Below are 17,103 nucleotides of genomic sequence, written 5' to 3' on the forward strand. Positions count from 1 at the left end.
GAGGGCGCGATGGCATCCATCACACTCGACGGTCTCGCCCATGCCTACCGGCCCGATCCGCGCGGCCCGCAGGATTATGCGCTGAAGGAGATCAACCATGTCTGGCGGCAGGGCGGCGCCTATGCGCTGCTCGGGCCTTCCGGCTGCGGCAAGACCACGCTGCTGAACATCATTTCGGGCCTCGTGGTGCCGACGCGCGGAAAAATCCTGTTCGACGACCGCGACGTCACCCACCTGCCGACCGAGGCGCGCAACATCGCGCAGGTGTTCCAGTTCCCCGTGGTCTACGACACCATGACGGTGCGCGAGAACCTCGCCTTCCCGCTGAAGAACCGGCGCATGCCGCGCGAGGAGATCGCCCGCCGCGTCGAGGAGATCGCCAGCCGGCTCGACATGAGCGCGGTGCTCGACCGCAAGGCCGCCAACCTCACCGCCGACGCCAAGCAGAAGATTTCGCTCGGGCGCGGGCTGGTGCGCGAGGATGTGGCGGCGATCCTGTTCGACGAGCCGCTCACCGTCATCGACCCGCATCTGAAATGGCAGCTGCGCTCGACGCTGAAGGAACTGCACCGCACGCTCGACCTGACCATGATCTACGTCACCCACGACCAGACCGAGGCGCTGACCTTCGCCGATACGGTGGTGGTGATGCATGACGGCGGCGTGGTGCAGACCGGCACGCCCGAAGAGCTGTTCGAGCGGCCGGCCCACACTTTCGTCGGCCATTTCATCGGCTCGCCGGGCATGAATGTGCTGCCGGCGCGGGTGGAGGGGCGGCGCGCCCTGATCGGCGACGTGGCGATCGAACTGGCACGGGCCTATCCCGCGCTGCCGGCGGGCGAGACCATCGAACTCGGCGTGCGGCCGGAATTCGCCACGCTCGCCCCGGCGGGCACGGGCGTGCCGGTCGCGGTCAAGCGCATCGACGATATCGGCCGCGCCCGCATCGCCCGCGTGGAGATCGCCGGGCAGCCGGCGGCGGCGATGGTGCCGGAAGGGCTGGCGCTCAACGGCGACGAGGCCGGGCTGCGGCTGGATCCGCGCCAGATCCACATTTACGCCGGCGGCGTGCTGGTGCCCGGTGAAGCCACGAACCGCGAGGGGGCCTCGTGATGGACAAGCCGCTCAATAACCGCGCCTGGTGGCTGGTCGCGCCCGTGTTCCTCATCGTCGCCTTCTCGGCCATCGTGCCGATCATGACGGTGGTGAACTATTCGGTTCAGGACACCTTCGGCAACAACCAGTTCTTCTGGAACGGGCTCGGCTGGTTCCAGGAACTGCTCGACCCCTCGACCGAACTCGGCGGGCGCTTCTTCGATGCGCTGTGGCGCAACCTGATGTTCTCCGCGATCATCCTCGCCATTGAGGTTCCGCTCGGCATCCTCGTCGCGCTCTCAATGCCGCGCGAGGGCTGGAAGGTCGCCGCGACGCTGGTGGTCATGGCGCTGCCGCTGCTGATTCCATGGAACGTGGTCGGCACCATCTGGCAGGTCTTCGCCCGCGCCGATATCGGCCTCGCCGGCTGGGGCCTGAACGCGCTCGGCATTCCCTACAACTTCACCGGCGATCCGCTCGCGGCGTGGATCACCATCGTGGTGATGGATGTGTGGCACTGGACCAGCCTTGTCGCGCTGCTGTGCTATGCTGGCCTGAAGTCGATCCCGGATGCCTATTACCAGGCCGCGCGCATCGACGGCGCCTCCCGCTGGGCGATCTTCACCACGATCCAACTGCCCAAGATGAACCGCGTGCTGCTGATCGCGGTGCTGCTGCGCTTCATGGACAGCTTCATGATCTACACCGAGCCGTTCGTGCTCACCGGCGGCGGGCCCGGCAACGCCACCACCTTCCTGTCCATCGACCTCGTGAAGCTCGCGCTCGGCCAGTTCGACCTCGGCAAGGCGGCCGCCATGAGCCTCGTCTACAACCTCATCGTGCTCGCGGTGTGCTGGGTCTTCTACACGGTGATGACCCACGCCGGCAGCGAGCGCCCGCAGCGGGAGATCGCGGGATGAACCAGAGCTCGCGCACCGGCACCTTGGTGATGGTCGTTTATCTGATCTTCCTCATGCTGCCGATCTACTGGCTCGTGAACATGAGCCTGAAGACCAATTTCGAGATCAATTCGGGCGTCACCTTGTGGCCGAATGACATCACCTTCGAGCACTACATCAAGATTTTCACGGATTCGAGCTGGTATTCGGGCTACATCAACTCGCTGACCTATGTGGTGCTCAACACCATCATTTCGATCAGCCTCGCCTTGCCGGCCGCCTATGCCTTCTCGCGCTACAGCTTCATCGGCGAGAAGCACCTGTTCTTCTGGTTGCTGTCGAACCGCATGGCGCCGCCAGCGGTGTTCGCGCTCCCCTTCTTCAATCTCTATTCCGCCATCGGCCTGTTCGACACGCCCTGGGCGGTGGCGCTGGCGCACTGCCTGTTCAACGTGCCGCTCGCGGTGTGGATTCTCGAAGGCTTCATGTCCGGCGTGCCGCGCGAGATCGACGAGACCGCGGCGATCGACGGCTATTCCTTCCCGCGCTTCTTCGTGAAGATCTTCATGCCGCTGATCGCTTCCGGCATCGGCGTCGCGGCGTTCTTCTGCTTCATGTTCTCGTGGGTCGAACTGCTGCTCGCCCGCACGCTGACCGCCACCAATGCCAAGCCGATCGCCGTCACCATGACCCGCACCGTCTCGGCGGCGGGCATGGACTGGGGCCTGCTCGCCGCCGCCGGCGTGCTGACCATCATCCCCGGCGCCTTGGTCATCTGGTTCGTGCGCAACTACATCGCCAAGGGCTTCGCCCTCGGGCGGGTGTGAGCGGGGAGGGGACGATGGACTCCATTTCCGAGAACCTCGCCTGGATGGCGTGGACCTGGCAGACCGGCCTGTTCTTCGCGGTCATCGCCACGTTGCTCATCCTGTTCACGCTGCTGGGCGTGTGGCGGCCGGAGCGGGCGCGCGTCGGGGTGCTCGGCATCCCCACCACGCGCGGCGACCGGCTGTTCATCACCTTGTTGGGCAGCGCGTTCATCAATCTCGCCTGGCTTGGCCTGGTGGGTCCCGATCTCGGCTGGGCGCTCGCGCTCTGCCTTGTCTACGCACTGGCGGTGTTCCGCCTCGTGTGAATTCGCCTAAGCGGCGTGAAGCCGCGGGTTCCTGGGAAGAAGCAACCGAGAGGAAACGGATATGAGACCGTTAAATCGCCGCACACGCCTCCTGCTCGCCGCCAGCGCGGCGGTGCTGTTCGCCCATGCCGCGCCGGTGCGCGCGGACGAGGCGGCCGCCAAGAAATGGATCGACAGCGAGTTCCAGCCCTCCACGCTCTCCAAGGACGAGCAGATGAAGGAGATGGAATGGTTCATCAAGGCGGCCGAGCCGTTCAAGGGCATGGAGATCAACGTCGTCTCCGAGACCATCACCACCCATGAATACGAGGCCAAGGTCCTCGCCAAGGCGTTCTCCGAGATCACCGGGATCAAGCTGACCCACGACCTCATCCAGGAGGGCGATGTCGTCGAGAAGATCCAGACCCAGATGCAGTCGGGCAAGAACATCTACGATGCGTGGGTGAACGATTCCGACCTGATCGGCACCCATTTCCGCTACAAGCAGGCCGTGCCGCTGACCGACTGGATGGTGGGCGAGGGCAAGGACGTCACCTCGCCGACCCTCGATCTGCCGGACTTCATCGGCATCTCCTTCACCACCGCGCCGGACGGCAAGGTCTACCAGCTCCCGGACCAGCAGTTCGCCAACCTCTACTGGTTCCGCTACGACTGGTTCACCAACCCGGACATCAAGGCCAAGTTCAAGGCCAAGTATGGCTACGATCTCGGCGTGCCGTTGAACTGGTCGGCCTATGAGGACATCGCGGAGTTCTTCACCAACGACGTGAAGGAAGTCGACGGCGTCAAGGTCTATGGCAACATGGACTACGGCAAGAAGGACCCCTCGCTCGGCTGGCGCTTCACCGATGCGTGGCTCTCCATGGCCGGCAACGGCGATCGCGGCCTGCCCAACGGCAAGCCGGTCGATGAATGGGGCATCCGCATGGAAGGCTGCCGCCCCACCGGCTCGACCGTCGAGCGCGGCGGCGACACCAACGGCCCCGCCGCCGTCTACTCGATCACCAAGTATATCGAGTGGCTGAAGAAGTACACGCCGCCGCAGGCGCTCGGCATGACCTTCTCCGAGGCCGGCCCGGTGCCCGCCCAGGGCAACATCGCCCAGCAGATGTTCTGGTACACCGCCTTCACCGCCGACATGGTGAAGGAAGGCCTGCCGGTCATGAACGCCGACGGCACGCCGAAGTGGCGCATGGCTCCCTCGCCCAAGGGCGCGTACTGGAAGGACGGCATGAAGCTCGGCTACCAGGACGTCGGCTCGTGGACGCTGCTGAAGTCGACCCCGGTGGATCGCCGCAAGGCGGCCTGGCTCTATGCCCAGTTCGTCACCTCCAAGACCGTCTCGCTGAAGAAGAGCCATGTCGGCCTCACCTTCATCCGCGAGAGCGACATCTGGGACAAGAGCTTCACCGAGCGCGCGCCCAAGCTCGGCGGCCTGATCGAGTTCTACCGCTCGCCGGCCCGCGTGCAGTGGTCGCCGACCGGCGCCAACGTGCCGGACTACCCCAAGCTCGCCCAGCTGTGGTGGCAGAACATCGGTGACGCCTCCTCCGGCGCGAAGACCCCGCAGGCGGCCATGGATTCCCTCGCCGAGGCGCAGGAATCGGTGATGGCGCGCCTCGAAAAGGCGGGCGTCCAGGGCGAATGCGGCCCGAAGCTGAACGAGAAGCACCCGATGGAATACTGGGTGAATCTCGCCAAGGAGACCGGCACGCTCGCGCCGCAGCCCAAGCTCGCCAATGAGAAGCCCCAGGGCGCGACCATCGACTATGACACGCTGATCAACTCGTGGCCGGCGACCCCCCCGAGCCGCAACTGACCGGTACGGTCCGAGCCTGACGCCGGGGCGGCGGGAGCCTGTGCTCCACTGCCCCGGCACCCCGCCCCGGACGCTGGCCGCCCGGGGCGCGCTTTTCCCGTCATGCCGTCCCCGGCGGTCTTCCCGCTCGACGTGGACGATCGTCCCGGCAAGGTGCACAGCTTCCGGGATGACGCCTTTTCGCGGAGCGCAACGTGACGACCTATCTCCTCGCCATCGACCAGGGCACCACCTCCTCCCGCGCCATCCTGTTCCGCCCCGACACCACCATCGCGGCGCAGGCGCAGCAGGAATTCCCGCAGCATTTCCCGACCTCCGGCTGGGTGGAGCACGAGGCCGAGGACCTCTGGCGCACCACGCTGGACACCTGCCGCACCGCCATGGCCCAGGTCGGGGCGCAGGCGCGCGATATCGCCAGCATCGGCATCACCAACCAGCGCGAGACCACCGTGGTGTGGGACCGCTCCACCGGACAGGCGATCTACCGCGCCATCGTCTGGCAGGACCGCCGCACCGCTGAACTCTGCGCGCGGCTCAAGGCCGAGGGTCATGAGCCGATGGTGACCGCCCGCACCGGGCTGATTCTCGACCCCTATTTTTCCGGCACCAAGATCGGCTGGATCCTCGATCACGTCCCCGGCGCGCGGGCGCGGGCGGAGCGCGGCGAACTGGCGTTCGGCACGGTGGATTCCTGGCTGCTCTGGAAGCTGACCGACGGGCGGGTGCACGCCACCGACGCCACCAATGCCTCGCGCACGCTGCTGTTCAACATCCACACCGGCGAATGGGACGACGATCTGCTGGCGCTGCTGCGCGTGCCGCGCTCGCTGCTGCCGGAGGTGAAGGATTCCTCCGCCGATTTCGGCGCCACCCAGCCGCGCTTCTTCGGCGGGCCGATTTCCATTGGCGGCATCGCCGGCGACCAGCAGGCGGCGACCGTTGGGCAGGCCTGCTTCTCGCCGGGCATGATCAAGTCGACCTACGGCACCGGCTGCTTCGCCTTGCTCAACACCGGCGCTACGGCGGTCACCTCCGGCAACCGCCTGCTCACCACCATCGCCTATCAGATCGACGGCCGGCGCACCTACGCCATCGAGGGCTCGATCTTCGTCGCCGGCGCGGCCGTGCAGTGGCTGCGCGACGGGCTGAAGATCATCGAGAACTCCGCCGACAGCGAGGCGCTGGCGCGCGCCGCCGACCCGGCGCAGGCGGTCTATCTGGTGCCGGCCTTCGTGGGTCTGGGCGCGCCCTATTGGAACCCGGATGTGCGCGGCGCGCTGTTCGGCCTGACGCGGGCGACCTCGCAGGCGGAAATCGCGCTCGCGACGCTGGAAAGCGTCTGCTACCAGACCGTCGACCTGATCAACGCGATGCATGCCGACTGGCAGGGCGCCGCAACCGCCCGAGCCGCACCCGCTGGCGCCGCACCCGCTGGCGCGGCCTCCACCGGAACGACCTCGAATGGCGCGCGCACGGTCCTGCGCGTCGATGGCGGCATGGTCGCCTCCGATTTCACTATGCAGCGCGTCGCCGACCTGCTCGCCGCGCCGGTTGACCGGCCGGTGGTGCGCGAGACCACGGCGCTGGGCGCGGCCTATCTCGCCGGGCTGAACGCCGGCGTGCTGCCGGACCCCGCCCATTTCGCCGATCGCTGGCGGCTCGATCACCGCTTCACGCCGGCCATGTCGGCGGCAACCCGCGCCCGCAAGCTCGACGGCTGGCACGACGCGGTGCGCCGCCTCACCGCGCCCTGAGGCGCGGGGGTCGATCCGCGGCCCTGAGGCGCGGGCGGCCGATCCGCGCGCTTTCAGACCAGCGCGCTGATCTCGCGCGAGAGATAGCTGCCCGAGCCCTTGGCGCCTTCCAGCGCGCCCTCGCGCACCATCACCTTGCCGCGCACCAGCGTGGTCACCGGCCAGCCGGTGATCTCCAGCCCTTCATAGGGCGTGTAGTCGCTGCCGTCCTTCAAGAGGTCATGGGTCAGGGTCTGCCGGCGCTCCGGGTCCCAGATCGCGATATCGGCATCGGCGCCGACGGCAATGGTGCCCTTGCGCGGGTAGAGGCCATAGGCCTTGGCGTGGTTGGTGGCGGTCACCGCGACGAACTGGTTGATGTCGATCCGCCCCTTCATCACCCCTTCCGAGAACAGGATCGGCAGCCGCGCGCCCACGCCCGGAATGCCGTTCGGCACCCAGCGGAACGAGGTGCGGCCCTTGGGGGTGAGCTTGCCCTGCGGGTCGTCATAGCGGAATGGGCAGTGGTCGGAGGAGAACACCGAGAACACCCCCTGCTGCAACCCTTCCCAGCACGCCTGCTGGCTGTCGACATCGCGCGGAGGCGGCGAGCAGACATATTTCGCACCCTCCATGTTCAGCCCGTCGAGGTCGTTCTCGGTCAGCACCAGATATTGCGGGCAGGTCTCGCCGAAAATCTTCAGGCCGCGCTGCCGGGCGCGCCGGATTTCCTCCATCGCCTCGCGATTGGAGACATGGACCACCATCAACGGCACGTCGGAAAGCTCGGCGAGCGAGATGGCGCGCGAGGTCGCTTCGCGCTCGGCGATCACCGGGCGCGAGGTGGCGTGGAAGCGCGGCGCGATCTTGCCCTCGGCTTCGAACTTGTCGGTGAGGAAGCGGATGATGTCGTAATTCTCGGCGTGGATCATGACGAGGGCGCGGGTGTCGCGCGCTACCTCCATCACCTCCAGAATCTGCCGGTCGTTCAGCGCCAGACCCTCATAGGTCATGAACACCTTGAACGAGGTGTAGCCGTCCTTCACCAGCGCCGGCAGCTCCTGCCCCAGAACCTGCGGCGTGGGGTCGGAGAGGATGAGGTGGAACGAGACGTCGGTGTAGCACTGGCCTTCCGCCTTGGCGTGATAGGCCTCGACGGCGGCGCGCAGCGATTTGCCCTTCTCCTGCAGGCAGAAGGGCAGCACGGTGGTGTTGCCGCCGATCACCGCCGAGCGCGTGGCGCTCTCGAAATCGTCGGCCATCACGATGCCGTCGCCGGAAGGCTGCGAGATGTGGACATGGCTGTCGATGCCGCCGGGCAGCACCCATTTGCCGGAGGCGTCGATGATCTCGCGCGCCTCGCCCAGATCGGTGCCGAGCGCGGCGATGCGGCCATCGCGAATCCCGATGTCGCAAAGGAAGGTGTCGGCGGCCGTGGAGACGCGCCCGCCCCGGATGATGGTGTCGAACATGGCCATTATCTGGCTCCTCAGCTTGTGGTCGCCGAACGTGTGGTCGCCCGGCTCTTGCCGTGCGTCTTGGAGGTCTCCGCATCCGCCGCCCGCCGCATCAGCTCGACCATGGCGAGGCCGGTCAGCCGGTTATGGGTCTCCAGCCGCTCGGCAAGGTCAAGCGGGGTGCGTGCGCGCAGCGCGACGATGACGCGCTCATGCTCGGCGAAGGATTCCTGCAGCCGCTGCTCGTGTTCGTTCACGATGAAACGGTAGCGCCAGATCTTCTGCTGTAGCGCCTCGTAGCTCTGGATCAGCACCGGGTTGCGGGTCGCCTGTGCGAGGCCGCGGTGGAAGGCGTAGTTGAGCCGGGTGTAGTCGTCATGCTCGCCCTGCGCGAGCGCGGCCTTCAGCTCGACATGGATCGCGTCCAGCGCCGCGATCTCCTCGGCGCCGGCGCGCTCGGCGGCGGTGAGGCCGATCAGCCGTTCCAGCGCGCCCTTGAACTCGAACAGCGGCGCGATCTCGTCGGGGTCGACCGGCGCGACGATGGCGCCGCGATTCGGGCGCAGGATGACGAAGCCCTCGGCCGCCATCACCTTCAGCGCCTCGCGCAGCGGGGTGCGCGAGACGCGGAAGCGCCGGCACAGTTCCGCCTCGGGAATGCGCGAGCCCGCTGGCAGCTCGCCCTCCATCAATATGGCGCGAAGCTGCGCGACGAGGTTGCCGTGCAGCGTCGCCTCGCCGCCGGACGCCTCGGCCTCCTCCGGCGAGGGGAATTTGTCGAGCGGATCGGCGTCGATCATCGTGGTGGCTGCCTCGGATTCTGTGCGCGGCTAATGGGCGAACATGATGCCGTTCCGCATCAGCCGTGTCATCGAAACTCCGGCTTCCTTCAGGCATCCCCACAGGGTGAAGGCGACCGAATCCAGCACAGGGATGCCGAGTTCGCGCTCCAGCTCGGCCGCGATCAGCGGCCCGCGCATATTGGTGCAGAGAATCGCGATCGCGTCCGGCCCGGACTGTGCCACCTCGCGGCACATCCGCGCGATCTCGTTCTCCGAAACCTCCGAGAACGAGAAATTGTCGGAGCCCCCGCTATGGCGCTCAGCCACGGTCTCGATCCCGATGGTGCGGTAATTGGCGATGATCTTCTCCTGCACGTCGGGCGTGTAGGGCGTGACCAGCCCGAGCCGGCGGGAGCCGAGCCGGTGCAGCAGCTGGTTGAGGCTCAGCACCGCGCTGGTGGCCCGCACGCCGAAGCGCTCGCGCAGTTGCGCGCACAGCTTCTCGTCGGTGTCGAAGCCCAGCCAGCTCGCCGAGGTGCCGTTCCAGGCGATGACGTCCGGCTTGGCGTCCATCAGCAGGTCGGCGGCCTGAAAGATCGGGTCGAGCGTGAACTGCTGGTTGGAATCGGCGTCGAGCGCGATGCGCCGCACGCGGAAGCGGCCGAAATGCACGCTCACCTGCGGAAACAGCGGCCAGGCCAGCACGCTCGTATAGGGCTCGACCACCGTATTGGATGATGGCGTGAGCATGCCGATCATCGTGCGCCGGGACTCTGACGGACCATTTTGCATTCAAAAACTCGCTTTTCCGAAGCGCGCCGATCGGGAGGCCGCGCGCGGCGCCGGTCGGGGTGTCTGCGTCTTTATGAGCGGAATTCGGGGTGATTGGCAAGCGCCCTTCGCCGGGGGAGGCGACCGCAAACTCTTGTTTCGTCGAGATTTTGCTTATCATTTCGGCAGATGTGCATGAATGTTGGGCAAATTGCCATCCTGAGCAGTTTTTCTGCATTGCGGCACGATTAGTGTTTGGCGCGCGCCGATTTATCTGCAACATTCACCTCGGAAATGAATTCAAAATCGACGAGGGTCCCAATGAGGAACATCCTTTCGGCCTCGCTGGTCGCTGCCGGTCTGATCGCGGCGTCCAGTGTGGCGATGGCGCAGACGCCGCTGCGCGTTGCCGGCAACTTCTCCCAGAACAACAAGCAGGTGGACATCGAGCGGGCCTTCTTCGAGGCGCTGCCGCAGACCTCCGGCGTGCCGTTCGCGGTGAACTACAACCCGATGGACGTGGTCGGCGTGAAGGCGCCGGACGCGCTGCGCATGCTGCGCGGCGGTTCGTTCGATGTGATGTCGGTGCAGATCGGCATGGCCTCGCGCGACGATCCGTTCTTCGAGGGCGTCGACCTGATCGGTGTCGCCACCGACATGCCGTCGCTGCGCAAGGTGGTCGATGCCTATCGCCCCGCCTTCGACGAGCGGCTGCAGACCAAGTTCAACGCCAAGGTGCTGACGCTGTGGCCGTTCGGCCCGCAGGTGTTCTACTGCAACAAGGAGATAAAGGGCCTCGACGATCTCAAGGGCCTGAAGGTGCGCTCCTTCACCCCGTCCATGTCGGCCATGCTGGAGAAGCTCGGCGCCACCCCGGTGACGCTGCAGTTCTCCGAAGTCTACCCGGCGCTTCAGCGCGGCGTCGCCTCCTGCGGCGTGACCTCGCCGACCTCCGGCAACACCGGCAACTGGCCGGAAGTCACCTCCTACCTGCTGCCGCTCTCGGTGTCCGGCTCGGTCCAGGGTCACTTCATGAACCTCGACAGCTGGAACAAGCTGACCAAGGAGCAGCAGGACGCGATCATGGTCCAGTTCAAGCAACTCGAAGACAAGCTGTGGGACCTTGCCATCTCGGCCAATGAGGATGCGGTTGCCTGCAACACCGGGCAGGACAGCTGCAAGGGCCACAAGAAGTTCGCCATGAAGCTGGTCGAGATCAGCGATGCCGATCGCGCCACGATCAAGGAAGTGGCCGAAGACACCGTGCTGCCGATCTGGAAGAAGACCTGCGACGCGGTGGACCCGAACTGCTCGGCCACCTGGAACAAGACCGCCGGCGCCGCCGCCGGCCTGACCATCAAGTGACCGGCCGACCCTGATCCCCAAGGCCGCCCCGCAGGGGGCGGCCGTCCGCCGTTCGGAGGCGTCATGAAGGACGACAACCCGGTATCCCGGCTGCTGCTGCCGCCGGCGCGCCTGATGGCGCTGCTCGCCGGCTATCTGCTGCTCAGCCTCTCCTTTCTGGTCGCCGCCGAGGTGGTGCTGCGCAGCGCGTTCAATCTCTCACTTCAGGGCTCGGACGAGTTCGGCGGTTACACGCTGGCGGTGCTCGCCGCCTTCGGCTTTTCCTATGCGCTGCTGGAGCGCGCCCATACCCGTGTCGAGATCCTCATCGAGCGTGTCGGCACCGGCCCGCAGGCGCTGCTCAATCTGGTCTCGTGCTGGTGCATCGCGCTGATGGCGCTGTTCATGGCGTGGCGGTCCTATGCCGCGCTGATGGAGAGCGTCGAATATGGCTCGCTGTCGGGCACGCCGCTCATGACCCCGCTGTGGCAGCCGCAACTGGCCTGGTTCATCGGGCTGCTGTTCTTCGCCGCCGTCGCCTCGATCATCGCGATCCACGCGCTGATCCTGATGGTGAGCGACCGGCGCAGGCTGAACCGCTTCTACGGCATGAAGACGCTGGAGGAGATCATCGACGAGGAGCGTGTCGAGTTGCACGACGATCCGGGGGCGTTTCGCGGATGATCGGGATCGTTGGAGCCGGGCTCGGCTTTCTCATGATGCTGGGGCTGATGCTGATCGGGCTGCCGGTCGCCATCGCCCTGTTCCTCACCGCCTTCATCGGCGCCTGGTCGTTTCTCGGGTCGGCAACCCTGCTCGGCTTCGGCAACCAGATGTGGAGCGGACAGAACGACTTCATTCTCACCGCGATCCCGCTTTTCGTGTTCCTCGGTGAGATCCTGGTGCGCTCGGGCGTCGCCGACGGCCTGTATCGCTGCCTGTCGGACTGGATGCGCCGGCTGCCGGGTGGCCTGCTGCATTCCAATATCGGCGCGAGCGCGATCTTCGCGGCGGTCTCCGGCTCCTCGGTCGCCACCGCCGCCACCATCGGCACCGTGGCGCTGCCGATCCTCAAGGAGCGCCAGTATGACGAGCGCCTGACCACCGGCAGCATTGCGGCCGGGGCGACGCTCGGCATCCTCATCCCGCCCTCGATCAACATGATCATCTACGGCTCGATGACCAACACCTCGATCGGCCAGCTGTTCGCGGCGGGCATCGTGCCGGGGCTGCTGCTCACCGGGGCGTTCATGGCGCTGATCGCGGTCTATTGCATCCTCAAGCCGGAACTCGCCGGCCCGCGCCTGCCCGAGCGCCCCATGGCCGAGAAGCTCGCGAGCCTGCTCGACATCGTGCCGCCCTTCATCATCTTCGCCATCGTGATGGGCTCGATCTATCTCGGCTGGGCGACGCCGACGGAATCGGCGGCGATCGGCGTGGTGGGCTCGCTGCTGGTCGCCATCGCCAAGCGGCGCTTCTCCATGCGCCTGCTGCACGAATCCATGGTCTCGACCGTGCGCATCTCGGCGATGATCCTTCTGATCATGGTCGGCGCGCAGTTCCTGAATTTCGTGATCGGCGTGCTCGGCATCCCGCAGGCCCTCACCGGCTTCGTCTCGCAGCTCGGCGCCGGGCCGCTGGAAATCATCCTGCTGCTGATCGTGTTCTACCTGATCCTCGGCTGCTTCATGGAAACGCTCTCCATGATGATCGCCACCCTCCCGGTGGTGTTCCCGCTCGTCGTGCACCTGGGCATCGATCCGGTGTGGTTCGGCATCTTCCTGGTGCTGATGATGGAAATCGGCCTCATCACCCCGCCCATCGGCATGAACCTCTATGTGGTGCAGGGCGTGCGCGGGCAGGGCTCGATCATGGACGTGATCCGCGGCGCCACGCCCTTCGTGCTGTTGATGCTGGCCTTCACCGGCCTGCTGATCGCCTGGCCCGACATGGCGCTGTGGCTGCCCCGGCAGCTGTTCTGACCATGCGCATTCTGGAGGCGGAGGCGCTGCTGGCCGACGCCGGCGCGTCGGTGATCCCCGAGGGGGCCGTCGCGGTCGGGGAGGGGCGGGTGCTTGCCATCGGCCCCGCCGCCGACCTCGCGCGGCAGTTTCCGCAGGCCCCGCGCGAGCGCTTCGAGCGCGCGCTGCTGCTGCCCGGCTTCGTCAATGCGCACCAGCATGGGCGGGGACTGAGCCAGATCCAGCTCGGCTATCCCGACGATGCGCTGGAGCCGTGGATCGCGCGGCGGCGGGGGCGCGGCGCGCCCGATCCTTACGCGCTCACAAAACTCGCGGCGCTGGAAATGCTGGCGAACGGCGTCACCGCGACGCTCCACGCCAATTACAGCTACGCCTCCGGCGACTATGAGGCCGAGCTGCGCGCCTCGCTGCGCGCCTATGAGGAGACCGGGCTGCACGCCACCGTCTGCGTCGGCTATGCCGATCGCGGCGGGCTGGTCTATCCCGATGCCGACGAGGACGCCTTCCGCGCCGGGCTGAGCGCGCAGGCGCGGGCGCTGCTTGACGCCGCGCGGCCGGCCTACCTTCCGCTCGACGCCACGCTCGATCTGATGGACCGGCTCTGTGCCGACTATGCCGGCCATCCTACCATCACGCTGGCCTATGGCCCGGCCGGCCCGCAATGGGTCAGCGACGCGGCATGGGCCGCGCTGGCGAAGGATGCCGCCGCGCGCGGGCTCGGGCTGCATTTCCATCTGCTCGAATCGCCGGCACAGGCCCGCTGTGCCGGCGCGCTCTATCCCGAAGGCGTGCTCGCCCGGCTGGAAGCGCTCGGCGTGTTCGCGGCAAGGGTCAGCGCCGCGCATTTCACGCGCGGCACCGCCCGCGACATCGCGCAGGCCCTGCGCCTCGGCCTCGTCATCGTCGCCAATCCCGGCTCCAATCTGCGGCTCGGCAATGGCGCTCCAGCCATGGCCCACTGGCGCGAGGCCGGGCTTACCGTGGCGCTCGGTACCGATAATTGCGCGCTGCAGGATGATGAGGACTATCTGAGCGAGTTGCGGCTCGGCGATCTGCTCGCGCGCGCTGCCGGGGCCGATCCCGCCGCGACGCTGGCCATGGGCACCCAAGCGGGAGCGCGCGCGTGTTTCCGCGACGATATCGGCAGCCTGCGCCCGGGCCTGCGGGCCGATCTTGTCGCGCTCGATCTGTCGCGGCTTCGCGGCGCCTACCTCGATACCGATACCGGCCTCGTCGAGGCGGTGATGGCGCGGGCCTGCGGGGCTGATGTCGTGATGACGATGGTGGAGGGCGAGGAGCGCTACCGGCGCGGCCCCGCCGCCGCCGATATCCGCCGCGGCGCCGCCGATCTGGCCGCTTCGGCGGCCTTCGCCGCGCGCGACATCGGCGCGCCCGCCCGCCGCGCCGCCGAAGAGATCGCGCAGGCGCTGCGCCGTCATTACGGGCACGGATCATGAGCGCGGTTCTGGTCACCGGATGCTCCGGCTTCATCGGCGCGGCGGTGTGCGAGGCGCTGGTCGCGCGCGGCCGCACCGTGATCGGTTTTGACCGCCGCCCGCCGGCCTTTTCCGGCGCGGAATGGTTGCAGCGCCTGGTTTTCGTGCCGGGCGACATAACGGACGGCGCCGCCCTGCGCCGGCTGTTCGAAGATCATCCGATCGCCCATGTCGTGCATGCCGCCGCGATCACGCCGGATGTGGCGCTGGAGCGCGCGGCGCCGGAGATCATCATGGAGGTCAATATCGCTGGCGCCTGCCGGCTGATGGCCGCCGCACGGGATTGCGGTGCCGGCCGCCTGCTGTTTCTCTCCTCGATTTCGGCTTATGGCGCGGCGCAGACCAACGCTTTCGGCCGTTATGACGAGGCCGAAAGCGTACCCCGCCCCGAAACGCTCTACGGGGTGAGCAAATACGCGGCGGAACAGGCACTTACCCGCCTCGCCGCACTGGACGGCATGGACCTGCGGGTGATCCGCCTCGGCCCGGTATTCGGGCCATGGGAGCATGAGAGCGGCGTGCGCGCCGTGCTCAGCCCCCATCACCAGATCACGAAGGCGGCGCGGCAGGGTGCTTCCTGCGTGCTGCCGCGCGCCGTCCCGGCGGACTGGCTTTATTCCCGCGAGGCCGGACGGCGCATAGCCGATGTGCTGGAAGCGCCCCCGCCCGGCGCGGGGCCGGTCAATCTCGGCGGCGGCAGCGTCACCACGCTTGCCGAGTGGTGCGCGGCGCTGGAAGCGCACCATCCCGGCTTCCGGTGGCGCCTCGACGCCGCCGCACCCACCATCCGCTATGGCTACGCCACCGACCGCCCGGCGCTGGACAATACCCGCATCGACGCGCTGTCGCCGGCCCGCGCGCTCCCGCTCGACGAAGCGGCGCGGGATTATCTTGCCTGGCTTGACCGTTTCGTTCCCCGCAATCCCCCTCTGGAGCCTTGATCATGACCCAGCGTCTCGCCGGCCGGGTGGCCATCGTTACCGGCGGCTCGTCCGGCATTGGCCGCGCCATCGTACGTACCTTCGCGCGCGAGGGTGCGCGGGTGGTGGTCGCCGACATCACCACCGAGGTCATCGAGGGCGGGCCGCCGGTCTGCGAAGTCGTGGCGGAGGAGGGCGGCATCGCGGTGTTCCACCAGACGGACATATCCAAGGCCGCCGACGTCGTTGCGCTGGTCGCCGCAACGGTCGCACGCTTTGGTCGGCTCGATGTTCTCGTGAACAATGCGGCGGTGCACGCCGGCAAGCCGCTGGTGGAGACCGAAGAAAACGACTGGGATTATGTGATGGATGTCAGCCTGAAGGGCGCCTATCTGTGCGCCCGGGCCGCCGTGCGTCAGATGCTGACGCAGGAAATTGTCGGCGAGGTGCGCGGGCGGCTGGTGCACATCTCCTCGCAGCACGGCCATATCAGCGCGCCGGAGGACTTCGCCTATGGCGTCAGCAAGGCCGGCATCGCCTATATGACGCGCCAGATCGCGGCCGACTACGCCAAGGATTTCATCGTCTCCAACGCCGTGGCGCCGGGCAAGATACTCACCGGCAAGCCCGGCCGCGCGGTCGACCCGAAATGGATCGACTATTCCCACGCCCGCACGCCGTGGCCGCGTCTTGGCACGCCGCAGGACGTGGCCAATGCCGCGCTGTTCCTCGCCAGCGACGAGGCGACCTATCTCACCGGGCACAATCTGTTCGTGGATGGCGGCTGGATGGCGGCGTGAGCGTGCCGGGACGCGGCGTTTTCCTTGACAGGTCGCGCATCGGCGGCTAAGAGCCCGACCTTGCGTAGAAGTGGGCGAACGTCCACGCTACGCGTCCCGCAACCGACCGAAAGAAGCCGACCCCGCGTTGCAAGGCGAGGAGGTCGGGCTCGAACGAAAGGACATAACATGTTCGCGGTCATCAAGACGGGTGGCAAGCAGTATCGCGTTGCCGCCGATCAGGTCATCACCGTCGGCAAGATCGATGCCGAGGATGGTGCCACCGTTTCCTTCCCGGTTCTGATGCTGGGTGGCGACAGCCCGAAGGCCGGCGCCGACGTTGAAGGCGCTTCCGTGTCCGCCGAGGTGGTCAAGCAGACTCGCGGCGACAAGGTCATTGCCTTCAAGAAGCGCCGCCGTCAGAATTCGCGCCGCAAGCGCGGCCACCGGCAGGACTTCACCGTCGTCCGCATCACCTCGATTACCGGCGCCTGAGACCGCCAAGCAGGATTAGGAGTACATCATGGCTCATAAGAAAGCAGGCGGTTCCTCCCGCAACGGCCGCGACTCGGCTGGCCGCCGTCTCGGCGTGAAGAAGTTCGGCAGCCAGGCTGTGATCGCCGGCAACATCATCGTTCGTCAGCGCGGTACCACCTGGCATCCCGGCACCAATGTCGGCATGGGCAAGGATCACACCCTTTTTGCCCTGACCGAGGGTCGCGTCGAGTTCCGAACCAAAGCCAATTCCCGCACCTACGTATCCGTGATTCCGGCCGCCGAGGCCGCCGAATAAAGCCGGTGAGATTCCTTGAAATCCCACTGGTCTCGCCCGACCGGTAGGATTTCTGGAAAAAGCGCCGATTTGGACGCTCCAGTGCCCGAAGGGGAGGC

The 17,103-nt window shown here is 67.0% G+C and carries 17 protein-coding genes; 14 read left to right on the forward strand and 3 right to left on the reverse strand.

Annotated features, from left to right (window positions below; all coding sequences use genetic code 11):
* Nucleotides 1-9 precede the first annotated feature (9 nt).
* The 6 genes from MKI84_RS13530 to glpK all read left to right on the forward strand — a co-directional run bounded on the left by MKI84_RS13530 (nt 10) and on the right by glpK (nt 6,702).
* Entirely contained in the window at nt 10-1,113 is a 1,104-nt protein-coding gene (locus MKI84_RS13530) for an ABC transporter ATP-binding protein (RefSeq protein ID WP_241620272.1), read from the forward strand.
* Complete coding sequence (locus MKI84_RS13535; RefSeq protein WP_241620274.1) at nt 1,113-2,015, forward strand: carbohydrate ABC transporter permease; 903 nt, start codon at nt 1,113-1,115, stop codon at nt 2,013-2,015. The genes MKI84_RS13530 and MKI84_RS13535 overlap by 1 nt, the downstream gene beginning before the upstream one ends.
* Nucleotides 2,012-2,821: a carbohydrate ABC transporter permease gene (locus tag MKI84_RS13540; protein ID WP_241620276.1), complete on the forward strand. Its 810-nt coding sequence runs from the start codon at nt 2,012-2,014 to the stop codon at nt 2,819-2,821. Before MKI84_RS13535 ends, MKI84_RS13540 begins: the two co-directional genes overlap by 4 nt.
* 14 nt (nt 2,822-2,835) lie before the next feature.
* Nucleotides 2,836-3,129: a DUF2160 domain-containing protein gene (locus MKI84_RS13545; protein WP_241620278.1), complete on the forward strand. Its 294-nt coding sequence runs from the start codon at nt 2,836-2,838 to the stop codon at nt 3,127-3,129.
* 61 nt (nt 3,130-3,190) lie between these two features.
* A complete protein-coding gene (locus MKI84_RS13550) occupies nt 3,191-4,948 on the forward strand; it encodes an ABC transporter substrate-binding protein (protein WP_241620280.1) in 1,758 nt (585 codons plus the stop codon).
* Between the two features lie 194 nt (nt 4,949-5,142).
* Nucleotides 5,143-6,702, forward strand: coding sequence for a glycerol kinase GlpK (gene glpK / locus MKI84_RS13555; protein WP_241620282.1), 1,560 nt, complete (start codon nt 5,143-5,145; stop codon nt 6,700-6,702).
* Nucleotides 6,703-6,755: 53 nt separating this feature from the next.
* Here the strand turns inward: glpK and hydA are convergent, their stop codons facing one another.
* The 3 genes from hydA to MKI84_RS13570 are packed head-to-tail and all read right to left on the reverse strand — an operon-like array spanning nt 6,756 to nt 9,670.
* Entirely contained in the window at nt 6,756-8,159 is a 1,404-nt protein-coding gene (gene hydA / locus MKI84_RS13560) for a dihydropyrimidinase (RefSeq protein ID WP_241620284.1), read from the reverse strand.
* A gap of 11 nt (nt 8,160-8,170) precedes the next feature.
* Nucleotides 8,171-8,938: a GntR family transcriptional regulator gene (locus tag MKI84_RS13565; protein WP_241620286.1), complete on the reverse strand. Its 768-nt coding sequence runs from the start codon at nt 8,936-8,938 to the stop codon at nt 8,171-8,173.
* 30 nt (nt 8,939-8,968) lie between these two features.
* On the reverse strand, nt 8,969-9,670 hold the full coding sequence (locus MKI84_RS13570) for a maleate cis-trans isomerase family protein (protein WP_241620288.1): 702 nt from the start codon (nt 9,668-9,670) through the stop codon (nt 8,969-8,971).
* A 342-nt stretch (nt 9,671-10,012) separates the two neighbouring features.
* Here MKI84_RS13570 and MKI84_RS13575 point away from each other — a divergent pair, with 342 nt between their 5' ends.
* The 8 genes from MKI84_RS13575 (at nt 10,013) to rpmA (ending at nt 17,005) form a co-directional block, all read left to right on the forward strand.
* Nucleotides 10,013-11,056, forward strand: coding sequence for a TRAP transporter substrate-binding protein (locus tag MKI84_RS13575; protein ID WP_241620290.1), 1,044 nt, complete (start codon nt 10,013-10,015; stop codon nt 11,054-11,056).
* A gap of 63 nt (nt 11,057-11,119) precedes the next feature.
* A complete protein-coding gene (locus MKI84_RS13580; RefSeq protein ID WP_241620292.1) occupies nt 11,120-11,719 on the forward strand; it encodes a TRAP transporter small permease subunit in 600 nt (199 codons plus the stop codon).
* Nucleotides 11,716-13,017, forward strand: a complete 1,302-nt coding sequence (locus MKI84_RS13585; protein ID WP_241620294.1) for a TRAP transporter large permease — start codon at nt 11,716-11,718, stop codon at nt 13,015-13,017. Before MKI84_RS13580 ends, MKI84_RS13585 begins: the two co-directional genes overlap by 4 nt.
* Before the next feature lie 2 nt (nt 13,018-13,019).
* The gene (locus MKI84_RS13590; protein ID WP_241620296.1) at nt 13,020-14,474 is read left to right on the forward strand and encodes an amidohydrolase family protein; all 1,455 of its coding nucleotides are present in this window, start codon (nt 13,020-13,022) and stop codon (nt 14,472-14,474) included.
* Nucleotides 14,471-15,454, forward strand: coding sequence for an NAD-dependent epimerase/dehydratase family protein (locus tag MKI84_RS13595; RefSeq protein ID WP_241620298.1), 984 nt, complete (start codon nt 14,471-14,473; stop codon nt 15,452-15,454). The genes MKI84_RS13590 and MKI84_RS13595 overlap by 4 nt, the downstream gene beginning before the upstream one ends.
* Nucleotides 15,455-15,456: 2 nt before the next feature.
* Nucleotides 15,457-16,233 (forward strand): SDR family NAD(P)-dependent oxidoreductase, encoded by a 777-nt coding sequence (locus tag MKI84_RS13600; protein WP_241620300.1) that lies wholly within the window; start codon nt 15,457-15,459, stop codon nt 16,231-16,233.
* A gap of 168 nt (nt 16,234-16,401) precedes the next feature.
* Complete coding sequence (rplU, locus tag MKI84_RS13605) at nt 16,402-16,707, forward strand: 50S ribosomal protein L21 (RefSeq protein ID WP_241620302.1); 306 nt, start codon at nt 16,402-16,404, stop codon at nt 16,705-16,707.
* Nucleotides 16,708-16,735: 28 nt separating this feature from the next.
* Nucleotides 16,736-17,005 carry a 50S ribosomal protein L27 gene (gene rpmA, locus MKI84_RS13610; protein ID WP_241620303.1) on the forward strand — a complete coding sequence of 90 codons (270 nt, stop codon included), beginning with the start codon at nt 16,736-16,738 and terminating at the stop codon, nt 17,003-17,005.
* Nucleotides 17,006-17,103: the final 98 nt, after the last annotated feature.

Origin of the sequence: Ancylobacter gelatini (assembly GCF_022601675.1) — a bacterium.
GTDB classification, from domain to species: domain Bacteria; phylum Pseudomonadota; class Alphaproteobacteria; order Rhizobiales; family Xanthobacteraceae; genus Ancylobacter; species Ancylobacter gelatini.